The following is an 18,262-nucleotide window of genomic DNA, read 5'->3' on the forward strand; positions in this document are numbered from 1 at the left end:
CGGAAATGTGACACCTGTTTCCACCGTGTTTACCCGCCATGCCACCGTTCATCCGCCCAGTGTGGCGCTCGATCTGGCCTGTAACTGGCATAAATTGGCGCACAAACACGCATCCCGGCACAGTTCTGGTGCTGTGTAGGTATTTACCCTTATTGCGATATCCCTTGGGCATTGAGAAATTGAATGTAGGTAAACCGCTTAACCTACAAATTTAAGCGGTTAAATTTTCTTGTAAGCCGGTGTGGACGACAGCAAGACAACGCGATTTGCCATTTGGGCCTATCGCCAAACTGGAAGGCCGCACCGGCAGACTACAAAACCGGAACCCACAGGCTAGTGAGCACCCCCGTGACTACCCCGCAGACCTCTACATCCACGATCCGGCTGACTCTGCCAGTGAGCGTCGCCGAACCGGAAACCGGCTTCCTGGCGCAACACTGGAACACCGGCCCGCGCGGCACGCTCACCGTCAACAGCCGCTATCTCGAGCGGGATGGCCAGCCGTGGCTGCCGATCATGGGTGAGTTCCACTATTCGCGTTACCCGGCGGACGAGTGGGAAGCCGAGCTGCGCAAGATGAAGGCGGGCGGCGTGCAGATCGTCGCCAGTTATGTGTTCTGGAATCATCACGAAGAAAACACCGGCCAGTTCGATTGGCAAGGCAACAAGGATTTGCGCCGGTTCGTGCAGCTGGTCGATCAGGTTGGCTTGTTGTTCTCGTTGCGCGTTGGCCCGTGGGTGCATGCTGAAGCGCGCAATGGCGGCTTTCCGGATTGGCTGCTGCAATTGCCACAACTGCGTTGCAATGCCGCTGACTACCTCGCGCACGTCACGCGCTTCTATGGCGAGATCGGCCAGCAGGTCGATGGCCTGATGTGGCAAGCGGGCGGCCCGGTGGTGACGGTGCAGCTGGAAAACGAATACGACCGCACCGGCCCGAACTGTGGCGCGGAGCATATTGCGGCGCTCAAGCAGATCGCCATCGAAGCCGGCCTCAAGGTGCCGTTCTATACCGTAACCGGCTGGCCGACACTGGATATTCCGCCGCGTGAGGTGATCCCGGTCTCGGGCGCGTATGCAGATGGTTTCTGGAGTGGCGAAACCGGCCCGCTGCCCGCGTCCGGCGTGTTCCTCTTTAATACCGACCGTGCGATTGGCGAGATGGGCAATGTTGGCGGCACGCCCGCCAGCGGCCAGATTGATAAGCGCCATTACCCGTTCTTCCTGGCTGAAGCGGGTGGTGGCATGCATATGTCTTATCACCGTCGCCCGGTGGTCACTGCTGACGACGTGACCGCCACGGCGCTGACCCAGCTCGGCTCGGGCGCGAATCTGTACGGCTATTACATGTATCACGGCGGCACCAATCCGGTGGGCGAGCATGGCTGGCTCAACGAAACGCAAGACACCGGCTACCCCAACGATGTACCGCAGCTCGGTTACGACTTCCACGCGCCGCTGGGCCAATACGGCCAGGTACGGACGTCGTTCGGCCGGCTGGCGACGCTGCATCATTTCGTTGCCGCCTATGGCGCATCGCTGGCGACGATGGATGCCAAGCTGCGCGACGATGCGCCAATCGATCCGGCCGACAAGACGCGCCTGCGGGTATGCGGTCGCGGCGATGGCACGAGCGGCTTCGTGTTCGTCAACAATCATGTTCGCCATCATCCGATGCCCCTGTTTGCCGGCGTGCAGCTGCAAGTCGAATTGGCCGACCAGACCATCGCCATCCCGGCGCAACCGGTCGATGTGCCGGCCGGCGCGTTCTTCATCTGGCCGGTCATGCAGCGCCTGGGCGGTGTGGTGTTGCGTTATGCCACCGCGCAACCGCTGACGCGTTTTGCCGATGCCGCTGGTACGTGCGCCGTCTACTTCGCCACTTCCAATATCCCGGTCGAATTCTGTTTCGATGCCGATTCGGTTGCCGCCGTGGAAGCAGCATCGTCGTCGGTGCTGGTCGAGGAGAGCGTCATCACCATCCGGCATTCGACAGGTGACGAGGCTGGCTGTTTCTCCCTCACCGATCACGCCGGTCAGCGGCATACGGTGATCGTGTTATCGCAGCAGATCGCCGAGCGCTGTACACCGATCAAATTGCACGGCCGCTGGCGTTTGGCCTGGGGCCAGTCGGGCAGTCTGTATCAGGAGGGCGAGGCGCTGGTGGTTGGTGCCGGCAGTGACGGCATGGCGCGGGTCGCGATTTATCCGGCTGATGATTTACACGGCGGCGAGGCGAACGGGCAGGGCGCATTCACGCTGTTCTCCCAAACCGTGTCGGCGGCAGCGCCGGTGAAAGTGGCGACCACCTTGTTGCGGCTGGCCACCCCGCAGCCGCTGCGTTTCGGCCCGCCGATTTCCTGGCGCAAAGCCCCGGTGCCGACCGCGCCGGATGACGCGATCTACCAGCACGCTGGCGTCTGGCGCATCAGTTTGCCGAACGACATCGACCCGGCTGCCGGCCGGCTGCTGCTGCAGATCGACTATGCCGGCGATGCCGCGCGTCTGTACGCCGATGGCGTGTTGATCGACGACCAGTTTTACGACGGCGACGTCTTCGAGGTGGCCTTGGATCGCTTGTATCCGACCGGTGCTCAGGGCAAGCCGGTACTGGAACTGCACATCCTGCCCACCCATCAGGACGCGCCCATTTTTATCGAATCCAGCGCGCAGGCAAAACTGGCCAAGGCCAGCGCCGGCGCGCATCTCAACAACGTGCAACTGGTGAGCCAGCGCACGGCACGGCTGGGCTTTGAACGCCAGCCCGCCGTGCCGGCCACCCAAGCCGAGCAATCCAGTCTGGAGACATCAACGTGGCGGGCGTAACGCTTAAGAATGTATGCAAATCCTATGACAGCGTTCAGGTCATCAACGACGTCTCGCTAGAGATCGCCGATGGTGAATTCTGTGTATTCGTCGGCCCCAGCGGCTGCGGCAAATCCACGCTGCTGCGCATGATCGCCGGGCTGGAAGACATCACCACCGGTGACATGAAGATCGGCGGCCGGCGTGTGAACGAGCTGGCCCCGTCCGAGCGCAACGTGTCGATGGTGTTCCAGAGCTATGCGCTGTATCCGCACATGGATGTGGCGCAGAACATGGCGTTCGGCCTCAAGCTGGCCGGTGTTTCCAAAGAAGACATCCAGTCTCGCGTGGCCGGCATCGCCAGCATGTTGCAGATCGACCGCTTCCTGAAACGCAAGCCGCGCGCCTTGTCCGGCGGGCAGCGCCAGCGGGTCGCCATCGGCCGTGCCTTGGTGCGCGATCCGGAAGTGTTCCTGTTCGACGAACCGCTCTCCAATCTGGATGCCGCCCTGCGTACGCAGACCCGGGTCGAAATCGCCCGGCTGCACAAGGAATACGCCAAGGCCAGCACCATCTACGTGACCCACGATCAGGTCGAAGCGATGACGCTGGCGGACAAGATCGTGCTGCTCAATACCGGGGCCGACGTCGCCAAATACGGCAGCGTGGCGCAGATCGGCTCGCCGCTCGAACTCTACGAGCGCCCTGGCAGCGTGTTCGTCGCCGGCTTCCTCGGTTCGCCCAAGATGAATTTCCTCGACGGCACGGTGGATGCCGTGACCGCCGCCGGTGTGCAGATCAAGACGCGTGATGGCTTCCTGCTGCGCGCCAATGTGCAGGCAAAAGACGTGGCCATCGGTGACAAGGTGCAGCTCGGCGTGCGCCCGGAGCATGTCGAACATGCCACGACCGCCACCGGCAACAACGTCATGCAACGCACCATCCAGTGGGTCGAGCATCTGGGCGATTGCACCTACGCCTATCTGGAAGGCGACCGCTCGGTGCCCATGATCGTGCGCTTGCATGCCTCCAGCCGCGTGGCGGCGGGCGAGGTGATGAGCATTCATGTGCCGATGGGCAATGCGCATGTGTTCCGTGAGGACGGGCGCGCTTTGCCGCGGTTGTGGGGTTGAGGAACGGCTCACGATTTTGCACGTAGCCGTAAGGGCTGTTGTTCCCCCTTTTCGAAGGGGGGCTAGGGGGGATTTCTGCGTCATCTCAATAGTCGCTGACATCGAAATTTGATGCGGCGTCGAAATCCCCCCTAACCCCCCTTCGTGGAAGGGGGGAATGGCCGCAGTGGAAGTTTTTAGAAACTGAATTCGGGAGTTTGCAGACTCCCGACCATTACCCGGCGCGCGTGCAGCCACCGGGATATTCATGTAGCAACAGGAGAGGGGTCGTTTAAATGGCAAACACTGTGAATGGTTTTCGGCTGACTGGCTTAGGCGCGTTAGTCGTCGCTGGCATGTTGAGCGTGCAGGCTCACGCGGCCGAGCCGGGCAAACTGGTGATCTGGATCAATGGCGATAAGGGCTATGACGGCATCCAGAAGATCGCCGAGAAATTCACCAAGGACACCGGCATCCCGGTCAAGGTCGAGCACCCGGAAGATGCCATCGCCAAGTTCGAGCAATCGTCCGCCGCCGGCAAAGGCCCGGACATCTGGATCTGGCCGCATGACCCGGCTGGCAACTGGATTTCCGGTGGCCTGATCACCCCGGTGACGCCCTCGAAGAAGACTATCGACAGCATCGACCCGCTAGCCTGGAAAGCCTGGACCATCGGCGGCAAGACTTGGGGTTACCCGCTGTCGATCGAAGCCGTGGCGCTGCTGTACAACAAGGACATGGTGCCGACTCCGCCCAAGAGCTTTGACGACGTGCTGGCGCTGGACAAGAAGCTGGCTGCGCAAGGCAAGCACGCCATCATGTGGAACTTCACCGAAATCTATTACTCGTGGGCGCTGCTCGGTGCCAACGGCGGTTACGTGTTCAAGCGCAATCCGGATGGCTCGTATAACTCCAGCGACACGGGCGTGAACAACAAGGGTGCTGTGCAAGGCGCAGAAGCGATCCAGAAGCTGATCGCGGCCGGTGCAATGCCGAAAACCGCTACCTATGGCGAAGCGGAAGCCGCCATGAACGAGCGCCGCACCGCCATGACCATCAACGGCCCGTGGGCGTGGAACAACCTGAAGAAGAGCAAGATCAACTTCGGCGTTGCCCCCATCCCCGGCTTCGGCGGCAAGCAAGGCGCGCCGTTCGTGGGCGTGCTTGGCGCAATGGTCGCCAGCGCCAGCCCGAACAAGCCGCTGGCTACCGAGTTCCTCGAAAACTACCTGCTGAGCATGGAAGGCCTGAAAGACATGAACGCCGCCGTGCCGCTGGGCGTGCCGGCCAACAAGGCCTTCTACAACGAGCTGAAGAATGACCCGCTGATCGAAGGCACCATGGCCGCCGCCCGCGCCGGCACGCCAATGCCAAGCGCCCCGGAAATGCCGCGCTTCTGGACGGCGATGAAGGCCGCGTTGGAGAACATCACCCAAGGTCGTGAAAGCGTACAGGCTGGCCTGGATCGCGCTGCGAAGCGGATCAAGGGTGAGCAGAAGAGCGAGTAAGGGCAGTTCTCGTCCCCTCGCCCATCCCGTGCAAGGCTTTTAGCCTTGTTCAGGGAAAGTGGGAGAGGGCTAGGGAGAGGGTAGGGAGTAGGATGATGTTCTTGCCGGCACCCTCACCCCCGGCCCCTCTCCCACAAGTGTGAGAGGGGAGATGAGTGCGCCGCTTTTCGTCCCCTCGCCCATCCCGTGCAAGGCTACAAAGTTGGGAGAGGGCTAGGGAGAGGGTAGGGAGTAGGACGATGTCCTTGCCAGCACCCTCACCCCCGGCCCCTCTCCCACAAGTGTGAGAGGGGAGATGAGTGCGCCGCTTTTCGTCCCCTCGCCCATCCCGTGCAAGGCTTTTAGCCTTGTTCAGGGAAAGTGGGAGAGGGCTAGGGAGAGGGTAGGGAGAAGGAAGATGTACTTGCCAGCACCCTCACCCCCGGCCCCTCTCCCGTAAACGGGCGAGGGGAGATTGAGCCCTTCATGGGGGCTGCACCAAACGCTATAAGGGCAGCTTCTAAACAAGCTGCCCACCACCCGATTCCCTTTCCCGCGCATGGGCAAGGGTCAGGGAAATGGGAGATGAAATGACCGCAAGAGATTCAGAAAAGCTGCTGAAAAAGGCGGCTGGTAAACCGACCCGCTACGGGTTCGAGTCGACCGCTACAGATAAGGCGTTGGCACCATCCATGAAACGTTCGTACATGCACTATGCACTGGCCATCCTGGGCTGTATCACGCTGATGGCCGGCCTGGAGCTGGTGACGCTGCTCTACACCGCGCACCAGCCGATTTACGCCGCCGTGACGATGGTATTGCTGGCGATCACCACATATATCTATGTATCGCCCCGGCTTTACGCCTACCGCTACGTGGTGCCCGGCGTGATGGGCGTGCTCATCTTCATCGTGTTCCCGATGCTGTATACGCTCGGGATCAGCTTTACCAATTACAGCTCCCGGCACTTGCTGGCCCAGCCGCGCGCGGCCGAGGTGTTGCTGCAGAAAAGCACGGCCGGCGATGCCAGTCTCGACCTCAAGCTGTATGCCGTCGGGTCGCAATATCGCCTGCAATTCTCTGATGACAACGGCTCCAGCTTTGTCTCGAAGCCGGTCGATCTGCCGCTAGGCAACGATGTCGATCATGACTTGAACCGCTCCATCCACGCCGGCCCGGTCAGCGTGATCCTGCAACCCACGCCAAAGAGCGCGCCATTGACGGGCGAGCCGCTGCCGCTCAAGGAGCTGATCAAGCGTCAGGCTGGCTTGAAGCAGGTGGTGGCGGTGCTGCCGGATGGCACCGAGTTGCGCCAGAGCAGCTTCACGCGTTTTGCCCAGACCAAGCCGGCGTATCGCGCCAACCGCGACGGCACGCTGACCGACAACGCCGATGGCTCGCTGATCAAGCCGAACCCGAACAGCGGCTATTACGAACATGCCGATGGCAAACCGCTGGAGCCGGGCTTCCGCAGCTTTGTCGGCTTCCAGAACTACTTCCGCATCTTTACCGATCCGGCGTTCCACGAGCCCTTCCTGCGTATCTTTTCGTGGACGGTGACCTTTGCCGGCCTCAATACGCTGCTCACCTTCGCCATCGGCATCGTGCTGGCGGTGCTGCTGAACTGGGAGGCGCTGCGCTTCCGGGGCGTGTACCGGATGATGCTGTTCCTGCCGTACGCCATCCCGGCCTTCATCTCGATTCCGGTGTTCAAGGGCTTGTTCAACGAGAACCTGGGCGAGATCAACATGGTGATCGAGATGTTCTTCGGCACCCGCCCGAGCTGGTTCTCCGATCCGGTGCTCGCCAAGAGCATGGTGCTGATCGTGAACACCTGGCTGGCCTACCCGTACATGATGATCTTGTGCATGGGGCTGATCAAAGCGATCCCGGACGAACTCTACGAAGCCTCCGCGCTGGTCGGCGCCGGCCCGTTGACCAATTTCTTCAGCATCACCCTGCCGCTGATCCTGCGGCCGATGGCCCCGCTGCTGATCGCGTCATTCGCCTTCAACTTCAACAACCTCACGCTGATCACGCTGCTGACCGGCGGCTCGCCCGACTTCCTCGATACGCAAGTGCCAGCGGGGGCGACCGATCTGCTGGTGTCGTACACCTACCGCATCGCCTTCCAGGATTCGGGGCAGAACTACGCGCTGGCCTGCGCCATCTCGTCGATCGTGTTCCTGATCGTCGCCGCGCTGGCCGTCATCAACCTGCGCCTGTTCAAGGTCAACAGCCAGCACGCGTAATCGAAAGACGCGTAACCGAAGAGACATGGGGAGCATCCAGACATGCCTGTAGTCATCAAGAAATCCAACCGCTGGCGCGTGCTGTGCGGACACATCGGCCTGATCGCCTTCATCGCGCTCACCGTTTTGCCACTGCTGATGATCATCTCGATCTCCTTGCGACCGGGCAACTTTGCCGGCGGCTCGCTGATCCCGCATCACATCAGCTTTGAACACTGGAAGCTGGCGCTCGGCATGTCCTATCAGGATGCCGACGGCAATCTGGTGAAACCGCCGTTCCCGGTGCTGCTGTGGATCTGGAACTCGATGAAGGTCGCGCTGCTGTCGGCGGTGATCTCGCTCACCTTGTCGATCACCAGCGCCTACGCCTTCGCCCGCATGCGCTTCAAGGGCAAGACCCTGATGCTGAACGGCTTGCTGCTGCTGCAGATGTTCCCGTCGGTGCTGGCCTTGATCGCCATTTATGCGCTGTTCGACCGCATCGGCGAATACGTGCCGTGGCTGGGCGTGGATAGCCACTGGAGTCTGGCGCTGGCCTACACCGGCGGCGTGGCGCAACACATCTGGTTGATCAAGGGCTATTTCGATTCTGTCCCGTACGAGCTGGAAGAAGCCGCCCGCGTCGACGGCGCGACGCCATTCCAGGCATTCGTCTATGTGCTGCTACCGATGGCAGTGCCGATCCTGGTCGTCGTATTCGTGCTGGCCTTCCTCGGCGGCATGATCGAATACCCGGTTGCCTCGGTGCTGTTGCACGACGAACAGAAACTCACGCTGGCGATCGGCTCGCGGTTGTTCCTGTTCAACCAGCGCTATCTGTGGGGCGACTTCGCTGCCACGGCGATCCTGGCGGGGATTCCGCTCACGGCGATCTTCCTGTTTACCCAGCGCTGGTTGGTGTCCGGGTTGACGGCGGGGTCGGTGAAGGGGTGATGGCGTGACGACCTCAGCTCGATCTCAAGTAGCGATCTAAGCGCTGCGCTTCCAAACGGGAAATTGCAGCTACTTCAGCGCCACAGGTTTTTACCTCCCCCTTTTATGCCTGTGCGAATCAATAGATTCGTACGGCAAAGGGGGATTGTGAGCGTGCGAATCTGTTGATTCGCCCAGCCAGAGGATTTCGACGCCGGTGGAGTTTGAGATGCCGCAGAAATCCCCCCTAGCCCCCCTTCAAAAAGGGGGGACGGTAGCGCCGAAGATTTTGAAAACAGCTTTTCAAAGGAACAACTCATGCCCCATTTCCAACACCGGCTGCTGACCCTCTGCGCCTCCCTGCTGCTTGCCTTCGGCAGCAGCGCCGCACTCGCCGCCCAAGAAATCCCAAGCACCGTCACCGTGCAACCGGTGCCGAACCTGCGTTCTGATTTCATCATGGGCGCGGATGTGTCGATGCTTGACCAGATCGAGCGCGTCGGCGGCAAGTTCTCTGATCAGAGCGGCCAGCAGAAAGACGCGCTCGCCATCCTCAAGGCCAACGGCGTCAATTGGCTGCGTCTGCGCCTGTGGCACACGCCTGTGAACAGTGAAGACGTGGTCGAGGGTGGCAAGGTGATCTCCCATAAAGGTGATCCCAAAGGTGGCGGCAACAACGATCTGGCGACCACGATCCGTCTGGCGACGCGTGCCAAGGCCTTGGGCCTGAAGGTGCTGCTGGATATCCACTACAGCGATTTCTGGGTCGACCCGGAGAAACAAGACAAACCCGCCGCGTGGAAAGACCTGCACGGCGCGGCGCTGGAGCAGGCGGTGTACCAATACACGGTGCAATCGCTGACGGCGATGCGCACGGCTGGCGTGTATCCGGACATGGTGCAGGTCGGCAACGAACTCAACGGCGGCATGCTCTGGCCGGATGGCAAAACGTGGAAATCCAAGCCGGGTGAAACCATCGGTGGCGATGACGGCTTTGCCGCGCTGATGAAACAAGGCATCAAGGGCGTGCGCGATACCGACCCGGCGGCGGCAAGCAAGAACCACATCAAGGTGGCGATCCACCTCGCCAACGGCACCAGCAACGAGCTGTACCGGCGCGTGTTCGACATGCTGCAGAAGAAGGGCGTCGATTACGACGTGATCGGCCTGTCGTACTACCCGTATCTGCACGGCACCGTCGAAGAACTGCAGAACAATATGGATGACATCGCCTTCCGCTACGAAAAGCAGGTGGCGGTGATGGAAGTGTCCTACGCCTACACGCTGGCCGATGGCGACGGCTTTCCCAATATCTTCAGTGCCGATAATCAAAAGACCGCCGGCTACAAGGCCAGTGTGCAAGGGCAGGCCAGCCTGATCCGCGACACTATCAATGCGCTGAGCAAGGTGCCGGCCGGGCGCGGGCTGGGCTTGTTCTACTGGGAGCCGGACTGGATTCCGGTCGCTGGCGCAGGCTGGCGCACGGGTGAGGGCAACGCGTGGGATAACCAGGCCATGTTCGATTTCTCCGGCCGCGCCTTGCCGTCGATGGCCGTGTTCAAGCGGGTGCGCGATGCCGGCACGCCGGCTGATACCCCGCATCTGCTCGCCGCTGCGCCGCTCCAGCTCACCGCCTATGTCGGCGAAAACTGGGCGCCGCCAGAGACCTTGCGCCTGCCGTTCAGCGACGAGGCCGAACGCCCGGTCTTCATCGCCTGGGACGACGTGCCGGCCGCCAAGCTCAATACACCGGGCCACTTCACCTTGCGTGGCGAAGTCAGCGGCCAGCCGGATATGAAAGCGGATGTCGAGGTCGTGCCACGCCGCAATCTGATCCCTGATCCGGGCTTCGAGAACGGCACGCTGGATGGCTGGACCATCGAAGGCGCCAGCGGCGCGGTCAGCAATGAACGCAACCCCGGCAACGCGCACAGCGGCCAGCATTCCATCCATTACTGGCTGGGCGAGCCGTTCCACTTCAAGGTGCTGCGCACCTTCACCAAGATTCCCAACGGCAACTACACGCTACGGGCGTGGTCGGCCGGCGGCAGTGGCGAGAAGGTGTTCGAGCTGTTCGCCAAGGATTGCGGCGGCGAAGCGCCGAAACCGACGCCGATGGTCAATAGCGGCTGGCAGAAGTGGCACCAGTACGTGGTGAAAGACATCAAGGTTACCAGCGGTAGCTGCACGATCGGCGTCAACGTCGATGCGCAGACGGGCACCTGGGGCAACATCGACGACATCGAATTCGTGCGGGAAGGCGCGTAAACGATGCAGCGGCCTGCGCTTCCGTTTCGCGTTCTCGCCCCGGATTCAAATGGGGCGTGGAGCGGGGCCGGTCGAATCCCGGGCGACCAGTTGCGGGGCCGGGGCGAGCACCATGCGTGGGCCGTTGCCGGGGTCTTTGATGATCTCCAGCAGCAGCTTCACGCACTCGCCGGCGATGGCGTGGGTGTCGATGGCGACGGTGCTCAAGGACGGCCGCATCTGATGCGCCAGCGCGATATCGGTAATGCCGATCACGGAGACGTCTTCCGGCACGCGCTTGCCCAGCACCAGCGCGGCTTGCATCGCGCCGATGGCCATCAGGTCGTTGGTGGCGAAGAGGGCGGTGATGTTGGGGTCGTTTTCAAGCAAAGTCGTGGCGGCTTTGAAGCCTTCGTCGAGCGTGTCCTGCACCTCGACAATGCGCGACTCGGGCTGGGTCACACCGGCTGTGGTCAGCGCGTTCAAGAAACCTTGGTAACGGGCGGATTGCAACCCACCGCAACCATTGCCGACGATGATGCCGATGTCACGATGCTCGAGCGTCAGCAGATGCTCGGCCGCCAGTCGCCCCGCCAGCGGGAAGTCCACCGCCACGCACGGCAGATCGGTCGGCGGTTCGGCCGGGTTCTCCCACATGCACAGCACCAGCGGCGTGCCGCCGGCAGCGGATTGGCACAGCTCGGCCATGTCCAGCTCGGTGTTCATCACCAGCACGCCCTCGGCCAGGGTGCCGGCAATCTGGTTGAGGTAGGCACGGCTGGTCTCGGCGTCGTCATCGGTATTGCAGACCAGCAGGAACTGTCCCGCCCGCCGCGCCGCCCGTTCGGCTTCGAGCACGAACTCCGGGTAGAACGGGTTGGCGATGTTGGACACCATCAATGCCAGCGTGGCGCTGCGCCCCTCTGCCAACGCCCGTGCCGTCAGGTTCGGCCGGTAGCCCAATTCCTTGATCGCCGCGAGCACGCGCTCAACCGTCTTCGGCCGCACTTTGTCGCGATTGCGCAGCACGTTGGAAACCGTGGCGGGCGTGACATCTGCGTGTTTTGCTACTTCAGCCAGTGTGACCATGTTTGCTTTGCATCTGAGGTGAAGGATGGGCCATGCGCGCCTGCCGACGTGTGGGCGGCGTCGATGCTATCACTTTGGACTGTTTTTCTGGGGTTCTTATTTGAGCGCTTAAATTCAAGGCGCGGTCTCAGGTCTTCTCCCCTCTCACACTTGTGGGAGAGGGGGCGGGGGAGAGGGTCGTGCCACGTGCATAGTCCTTCTCTACACCCTAACCCTCTCCCACTTTCCCTGAACAAGGCTAAAGCCTTACACGGGATGGGCGAGGGGATAGGGGCTGCGCAGTCTCGAAGCCGCAGCATTCAAAACGTTCACTGCGCTCGTTCCCCCCTTTTCGAAGGGGGGCTAGGGGGGATTTCTGCGGCATCTCAAACTCCACCGGCGTCGAAATCCTCTGGCTGGGCGAATCAACAGATTCGCACGCTCACAATCCCCCTTTGCCGTACGAATCTATTGATTCGCACAGGCATAAAAGGGGGAGGTGAAAACCTGCAGCGCTTCCGTCGCAGCAACTTCGGTCGTTTGAACGCAGCCCCCGAACAGCGGGGCTTCAAATCTTTCCGCAGCAATTCCCGACCCATTTCCCCATCCCAATTTCCCCGGTCGAACTTCCTCCGTGCCGCATGCGATCTCCTGCGGCCGCCGGGCTTTTTATTCAACCACCAAGCAATCGAGAGCAATTCATGCAAGTAGGCGTTTGTTACTACCCCGAACACTGGCCCGAAGCGCAATGGGAATCCGACGCCCGCCGCATGGCTGAAATGGGCATCACGCATGTCCGCATCGCCGAATTCGCCTGGAGCCGCATGGAGCCGGATCAAGGCCGTTATGACTGGAGCTGGCTGGATCGCGCCATCGGCATACTGGCCGATGCGGGTCTGAAACTGGTGCTGGGCACGCCCACGGCTGCGCCGCCGCAATGGCTGATCAAGGCGTATCCCGATGTGTTGCCGTTCCGTGCCGATGGCGGGCAATGGAAGTTCGGTTCGCGCCGGCATTACGACGTTTCCAACCCGCAATACCTGCGCGAATGCACGCGCATCGTCACTGCCATGGCCCAGCGCTACGGCCGGCACCCGGCAGTGGTGGCGTGGCAGACGGATAACGAGCTGGCTTGCCATGACACCGTGCCGAGTTATTCCCCGGCGGCATTGGCCCGCTTCCACGCCTGGTTGACTGAGCGCTACGGCGAGATCGACACGCTGAACCGCGCCTGGGGCAATGTGTTCTGGAGCATGGAATACCGCTCGTTCGAGCAGATCGGTTTTCCGGTACAAACGCCAACCGATGCCAACCCGATTCATTTGCTGGATTTCCGCCGCTTCTTGTCGGCCGAGGTGGTGAGCTTCCATCAGCTGCAGGCGCAGATCATTCGCGAGTACGCACCGGGCCGCGATCTGCTGCACAACTTCATGGGCTTCTTCGGCGCATTCGACCACTACGAATTCGCCAAGGCCGGGCTGGATGTGGCGGCGTGGGATAGCTACCCACTGGCACGTACCGAAGTGCTGCCGTTCTCCGAAGCCGAAAAGGCTCGCTGGGCGCGCACCGGCCACCCCGATGTATCGGCCTTCAGCCATGACCTGTATCGCGGCGTGGGCAAGGGCCGCTTCTGGGTGATGGAGCAACAAGCCGGCCCGGTGAACTGGGGGCCGTGGAACCCGACCCCGGCGCCGGGCATGGTGCGGCTGTGGGCGTGGGAAGGCCTGGCGCATGGCGCGGAGCTGGTGTCGTGGTTCCGCTGGCGGCAAGCGCCGTTTGCACAGGAGCATCTGCACTCCGGCCTCAACCTGCCATGCGATGGTCTCTCGCCGGGTGGCGAAGAAGCGGCGCGAGTGGGGCGTGAACTGGAGCGTTTCCCGATTGCGCCGGTCACGGCCAAGGCGCAGGTCGCGCTGGTGTTCGATTACGAATCGCTGTGGCTGTTCGATATCCAGCGCCACGGCAAGACCTTCGATTACCAGATGCTGGTGTTCGACTACTACCGCACGCTGCGGCAACTCGGGCTGGACATCGACATCCTGCCGCGTGACGCCGATTTCTCCGGCTACAAGCTGGTGGTCGTGCCGAGCCTCGCGGTGATGGATGACGCGATGGTCGAGCGCGTGCGGCAGAGCGATGCGCAATGGGTGTTCGGCCCGCGCACCGGCTCGCGCACCCGCGATTTCGCCATCCCCGCCACGCTGCCGCCCGGCCCGCTGCAAGCGCTGCTGCCGATCCAGGTCATGGAAGTCGAATCGCTGCGCCCGACGCTCACGCCCTCGATCTGGCTGGCCGGCGAGGCAGGCACCGCCGTGCAGTGGCGCGAGCATGTGCGCGCTACCGGCAACGTCCCCAGCGAAGTGCAGATTCTGGCCGCCTTCGACGACAATTGGCCGGCGATCCTGGGCCACCGCAACGTGCAATACGCCGCCGCCTGCTTCGAGCCGCGCCTGCATCTGGCGTGGCTGGAGCAAACCGCCCGCACCGCCGGCCTGACCACCCAACGCCTGCCCGACGGCCTGCGGCTGCGCCGCCGTGGCGATGTGACGTTCGCGTTCAACTACGGCGAACAACGCTGCGAAGTGCCCGCACCGGCTGATGCGAAGTTCGTGCTGGGCGGGGCGGTGATTGATCAGGGGCAGGTGAGTGCCTGGCGGGCGTGATCTCGTTGTTCGCAGGACGCTCGTAGGGCGGGTTAGCCGTGAACGGCGTAACCCGCCGATGCCACCGCCGATAGCGCCACCGATGCAGCGGCGGGTTACGGCCAAAGGCCTAAACCGCCCTACGAGGCTGAGTTGCTTGCGTAAAGCGCTTCAGGTTTTCACCTCCCCCTTTTTGAAGGGGGATCGAGGGGGATTTCGGCGTCGGTACAAATTTGATGCGGCGTCGAAATCCCCCCTAGCCCCCCTTCAAAAAGGGGGGAATAGCAGCGCTAAGCGTTGCACCTGAAGGCTTTGAGTACGTGTCCGGCAATCCCCCGATTTTCTTGATCTTCGTTTCACGGCCCCACCGGCCACCGTTTTTCATTCAGGAGCACCAAGATGTTCAACCCCGCAGACCACCCGCACCGTCGCTACAACCCGCTGACCGGCCGCTGGGTGCTGGTCTCCCCGCATCGCGCCAAGCGGCCGTGGCAAGGCCAGCAGGATGCGCCCAGCGTCGTCGCCCAGCCCAGCCACGATCCGACCTGCTATCTGTGCGCCGGCAACAAGCGCGTTACGGGCGAGCACAACCCGCAGTACGAACACACATGGGTGTTCGAGAACGATTTCCCGGCGCTGCTGGCTGATTCGCCGGCCCCGCCGCCCAGTGACGATCCGCTGTTCCAGTCGGCCGGCGCGCAAGGCATCGGCCGCGTGATCTGCTTCTCGCCCGATCACGGCAAGACCTTGCCGGAGTTGTCGCTGGCGGCACTCGGCCGGGTGGTCGATGTGTGGTGCGACCAGCTCAACGAACTGTCGGGCCGATACGCCTGGGTGCAGTTGTTCGAGAACAAGGGGGCGGCGATGGGCTGCTCCAACCCGCACCCGCATGGCCAGCTGTGGGCCAGCAATTTCGTGCCGTCCGAAGTGCAGACCGCTGATGAATTACAGGCCGCCTATTTCGCGCAGCACGGCTCACCCATGTTGCTCGACTACGCCCGCCGCGAGCTGGCCGATGGCACCCGCACGGTGGTGGAAACCGAGCACTGGCTGGCGGTGGTGCCGTACTGGGCATCGTGGCCGTTCGAGACCCTGCTGCTGCCCAAAGCGGCGCACATCACCCATCTGGATCAGCTCGATCCGGCGCAAAAGGGCGATCTGGCGCTGGCGGTGAAGCTGCTCACCACGCGCTATGACAACTTGTTCCAGTGCTCCTTCCCGTACTCGATGGGCTGGCATGGCCGCCCCTTCGTTGCCGGCAATACCGGCCAGCACTGGCAGCTGCACGCGCATTTCTATCCGCCACTGCTGCGCTCGGCCTCGGTGCGCAAGTTCATGGTCGGCTACGAAATGCTGGCCGAAGCCCAGCGCGACATCACGCCCGAGCAAGCCGCCGAACGACTGCAAGCCACCAGCGACATCCATTACCTGCAAGGGGCACTCTGATGCTGAATTCCATGCTGACTCCCGAAAGCCGCGTGCGTGCGCTGCATGCCCTCCATTTCGGCGGCAAGCCGGCCTTCGTCATCCAGGCCCCCGGCCGGGTGAACCTGATCGGCGAGCACACCGATTACAACGATGGTTTCGTGCTGCCGTGCGCCATCAATTTCTACACCGCCATCGCCTGCACGCCGCGCAATGACCGCACCGTGCAGGTGATCGCAGCGGATTACAGCGGCGAGCGCGATACCTTCTCGCTGGATGAAGCCATCACTCCGCACTCCGAGCACCTCTGGGCCACCTATGTGCGCGGCGCGGTGCTGTATCTGCAGCAAGCCGGCCACGATTTCGGCGGGCTGGACATGGTGATCAGCGGTGACATTCCACGCGGCACCGGGCTGAGTTCGTCGGCATCGCTGCTGGTGGCGGTGGGGCAGGCGGTGAAGGCTGCGTATGACTTGTTGCTGTCACCGCAAGAGAACGCTCTCAATGCGCAAAAGGCCGAGAACGAATTCGTCGGCTGCCACTGCGGCATCATGGATCAGCTGATCTCCGCCTCCGGCCAGGCCGGCCACGCGCTGCTGATCGATTGCCGCTCGCTGCAGACAGTCCCGGTGGCGATGCCGGCCGACGCGTCGGTGCTGATCATCAACTCCAATATCCAGCGCGGTTTGGTGGGCAGCGAATACAACCTGCGCCGCGAACAGTGCGAAGCCGCCGCCACCTTCTTCGGCGCATCCGCGTTGCGCGATGTGACCTTGCAGCAATTACTGGCGGCCGAATCGCATCTCGATCCGGTCGTCTTCCGCCGCGCCCGCCACGTGATCACCGAAAACGCCCGCACACTCCGCGCCAGCGAGGCATTGGCTGCTGGCGACATGACCACGATGGCGACGCTGATGGCCGAATCGCATGCCTCGATGCGCGATGATTTCGAGATCACCGTGCCGCTGATCGATCAGCTGGTCGAGATCGTGAAAGCCGTCATTGGCGAACGCGGTGGCGTGCGCATGACGGGCGGTGGTTTCGGCGGTTGCATCGTCGCCCTCGTCCCGCATGATCTGGTCGAGCCGGTGACGGCCGCCGTGGCAGCGCAATACCGCAATGCCGACGACCAGGCTGCCACCGCCTATGTGTGCCAAGCCTCTGCGGGTGCCGGGGCATTGCCATGAGCGGCACGCCAGCCATGCAATTTCGCCGTTGCGGGCGCAGCGGCATCGATCTGCCGGCCATCTCGCTCGGCCTGTGGCACAACTTTGGCGACAACCGGCCGCTGGCGGATATCCGCGCCATGCTGACCGGCGCGTTCGACATGGGCATCGTCCATTTCGATCTGGCCAACAACTACGGCCCGCCACCGGGCAGCGCCGAGCGCAATTTCGGCCAGGTGTTCGCCAGCTCGCTCGCGGCGCATCGCGACGAAATCCTGATCAGCACCAAGGCCGGCTACAAGATGTGGGCCGGCCCGTATGGCGACTGGGGCAGCCGCAAGAACCTGCTCGCCAGTCTGGATCAGAGCCTGAGGCGCATGGGGCTGGAGTACGTCGACATCTTCTATTCGCATCGGCCCGATCCGAACACGCCGATCGAAGAAACCATGTCCGCGCTGGATACCGCCGTGCGCCAAGGCAAGGCGCTGTACGTCGGCTTATCCAACTACTCGGCCACACAAACGCGAGAGGCCGTCGCCGTACTGCGCAAGCTCGGCACGCCCTGCCTGATCCACCAGGCGCGTTATTCGATGTTCGAACGCGGTATCGAGGCGGAGCTGGTTGGCGTGCTGGCGGAAGAGGGCGTCGGCTCGATCGCCTTCAGCCCGCTGGCGCAAGGCGTGCTGACCGACCGTTATCTGAACGGCCTGCCGGCCGGCTCACGCGCCATGGATGCCGATAGCCCCTTCCTCACGCCGGACAAGGTTGAGCCGCGGCTGGAGCAAGTCCGCCTGCTGCACGCCATTGCCCAGGAGCGCGGGCAAGACCTCGCGCAGATGGCGCTGGCGTGGGTGCTGCGCACGACCACCTCTTTGATTATCGGCGCGAGTAGCACCCGGCAGATTGCCGATAACGTGGCGGCATTGGGGGGGCTGGGATTTACGGCCGAAGAGCTGGGGCGGATTGAGGCGGTTTTGGGGCAGGGGTGATTTCTCCCCTCGCCCATCCCGTGCAAGGCTTTGCCTTGTTCAGGGAAAGTGGGAGAGGGGCCGGGGGAGAGGGTCGTGCCAATTGCAGTGTCCTTTTTAGCACCCTCTCCCTAACCCTCTCCCACAAGTGTGAGAGGGGACAAAGATCGATGCACGT

Annotated in this window: 11 protein-coding genes; 10 read left to right on the forward strand and 1 reads right to left on the reverse strand. The window is 62.5% G+C overall.

Features of this window, described 5'->3' with window-relative positions; all coding sequences use genetic code 11:
• Positions 1 to 348: 348 nt before the first annotated feature.
• From BR41_RS04125 to BR41_RS24550, 6 genes are all read left to right on the forward strand, one after another.
• Positions 349 to 2,826 (forward strand): beta-galactosidase, encoded by a 2,478-nt coding sequence (locus tag BR41_RS04125; protein ID WP_156970554.1) that lies wholly within the window; start codon positions 349 to 351, stop codon positions 2,824 to 2,826.
• Positions 2,814 to 3,938: an ABC transporter ATP-binding protein gene (locus BR41_RS04130; RefSeq protein WP_035053148.1), complete on the forward strand. Its 1,125-nt coding sequence runs from the start codon at positions 2,814 to 2,816 to the stop codon at positions 3,936 to 3,938. Before BR41_RS04125 ends, BR41_RS04130 begins: the two co-directional genes overlap by 13 nt.
• A 275-nt stretch (positions 3,939 to 4,213) precedes the next feature.
• Complete coding sequence (gene malE / locus BR41_RS04135; RefSeq protein ID WP_035053150.1) at positions 4,214 to 5,425, forward strand: maltose/maltodextrin ABC transporter substrate-binding protein MalE; 1,212 nt, start codon at positions 4,214 to 4,216, stop codon at positions 5,423 to 5,425.
• Between the two features lie 569 nt (positions 5,426 to 5,994).
• Positions 5,995 to 7,656, forward strand: a complete 1,662-nt coding sequence (gene malF / locus BR41_RS04140; protein ID WP_245615794.1) for a maltose ABC transporter permease MalF — start codon at positions 5,995 to 5,997, stop codon at positions 7,654 to 7,656.
• A gap of 42 nt (positions 7,657 to 7,698) precedes the next feature.
• A complete protein-coding gene (gene malG, locus BR41_RS04145; protein WP_035053152.1) occupies positions 7,699 to 8,589 on the forward strand; it encodes a maltose ABC transporter permease MalG in 891 nt (296 codons plus the stop codon).
• 297 nt (positions 8,590 to 8,886) lie between these two features.
• Complete coding sequence (locus BR41_RS24550) at positions 8,887 to 10,836, forward strand: glycosyl hydrolase 53 family protein (protein ID WP_035053154.1); 1,950 nt, start codon at positions 8,887 to 8,889, stop codon at positions 10,834 to 10,836.
• A gap of 45 nt (positions 10,837 to 10,881) precedes the next feature.
• Here BR41_RS24550 and BR41_RS04155 read toward each other — a convergent pair whose 3' ends face one another.
• Positions 10,882 to 11,904 (reverse strand): LacI family DNA-binding transcriptional regulator, encoded by a 1,023-nt coding sequence (locus tag BR41_RS04155; protein ID WP_035053156.1) that lies wholly within the window; start codon positions 11,902 to 11,904, stop codon positions 10,882 to 10,884.
• A gap of 680 nt (positions 11,905 to 12,584) precedes the next feature.
• Here BR41_RS04155 and BR41_RS04160 point away from each other — a divergent pair.
• The 4 genes from BR41_RS04160 to BR41_RS04175 all read left to right on the forward strand — a co-directional run bounded on the left by BR41_RS04160 (position 12,585) and on the right by BR41_RS04175 (position 18,105).
• Positions 12,585 to 14,546 carry a beta-galactosidase gene (locus tag BR41_RS04160; RefSeq protein ID WP_035053158.1) on the forward strand — a complete coding sequence of 654 codons (1,962 nt, stop codon included), beginning with the start codon at positions 12,585 to 12,587 and terminating at the stop codon, positions 14,544 to 14,546.
• A gap of 378 nt (positions 14,547 to 14,924) precedes the next feature.
• Complete coding sequence (locus BR41_RS04165; RefSeq protein WP_035053160.1) at positions 14,925 to 15,971, forward strand: UDP-glucose--hexose-1-phosphate uridylyltransferase; 1,047 nt, start codon at positions 14,925 to 14,927, stop codon at positions 15,969 to 15,971.
• The gene (galK, locus tag BR41_RS04170) at positions 15,971 to 17,137 is read left to right on the forward strand and encodes a galactokinase (RefSeq protein WP_245615795.1); all 1,167 of its coding nucleotides are present in this window, start codon (positions 15,971 to 15,973) and stop codon (positions 17,135 to 17,137) included. The genes BR41_RS04165 and galK overlap by 1 nt, the downstream gene beginning before the upstream one ends.
• Positions 17,134 to 18,105 carry an aldo/keto reductase gene (locus BR41_RS04175; RefSeq protein WP_035053162.1) on the forward strand — a complete coding sequence of 324 codons (972 nt, stop codon included), beginning with the start codon at positions 17,134 to 17,136 and terminating at the stop codon, positions 18,103 to 18,105. Before galK ends, BR41_RS04175 begins: the two co-directional genes overlap by 4 nt.
• The last annotated feature ends 157 nt before the right edge of the window (positions 18,106 to 18,262 follow it).

Origin of the sequence: Andreprevotia chitinilytica DSM 18519, assembly GCF_000711875.1 — a bacterium.
In the GTDB taxonomy this organism is placed as follows: Bacteria; Pseudomonadota; Gammaproteobacteria; order Burkholderiales; family Chitinibacteraceae; genus Andreprevotia; species Andreprevotia chitinilytica.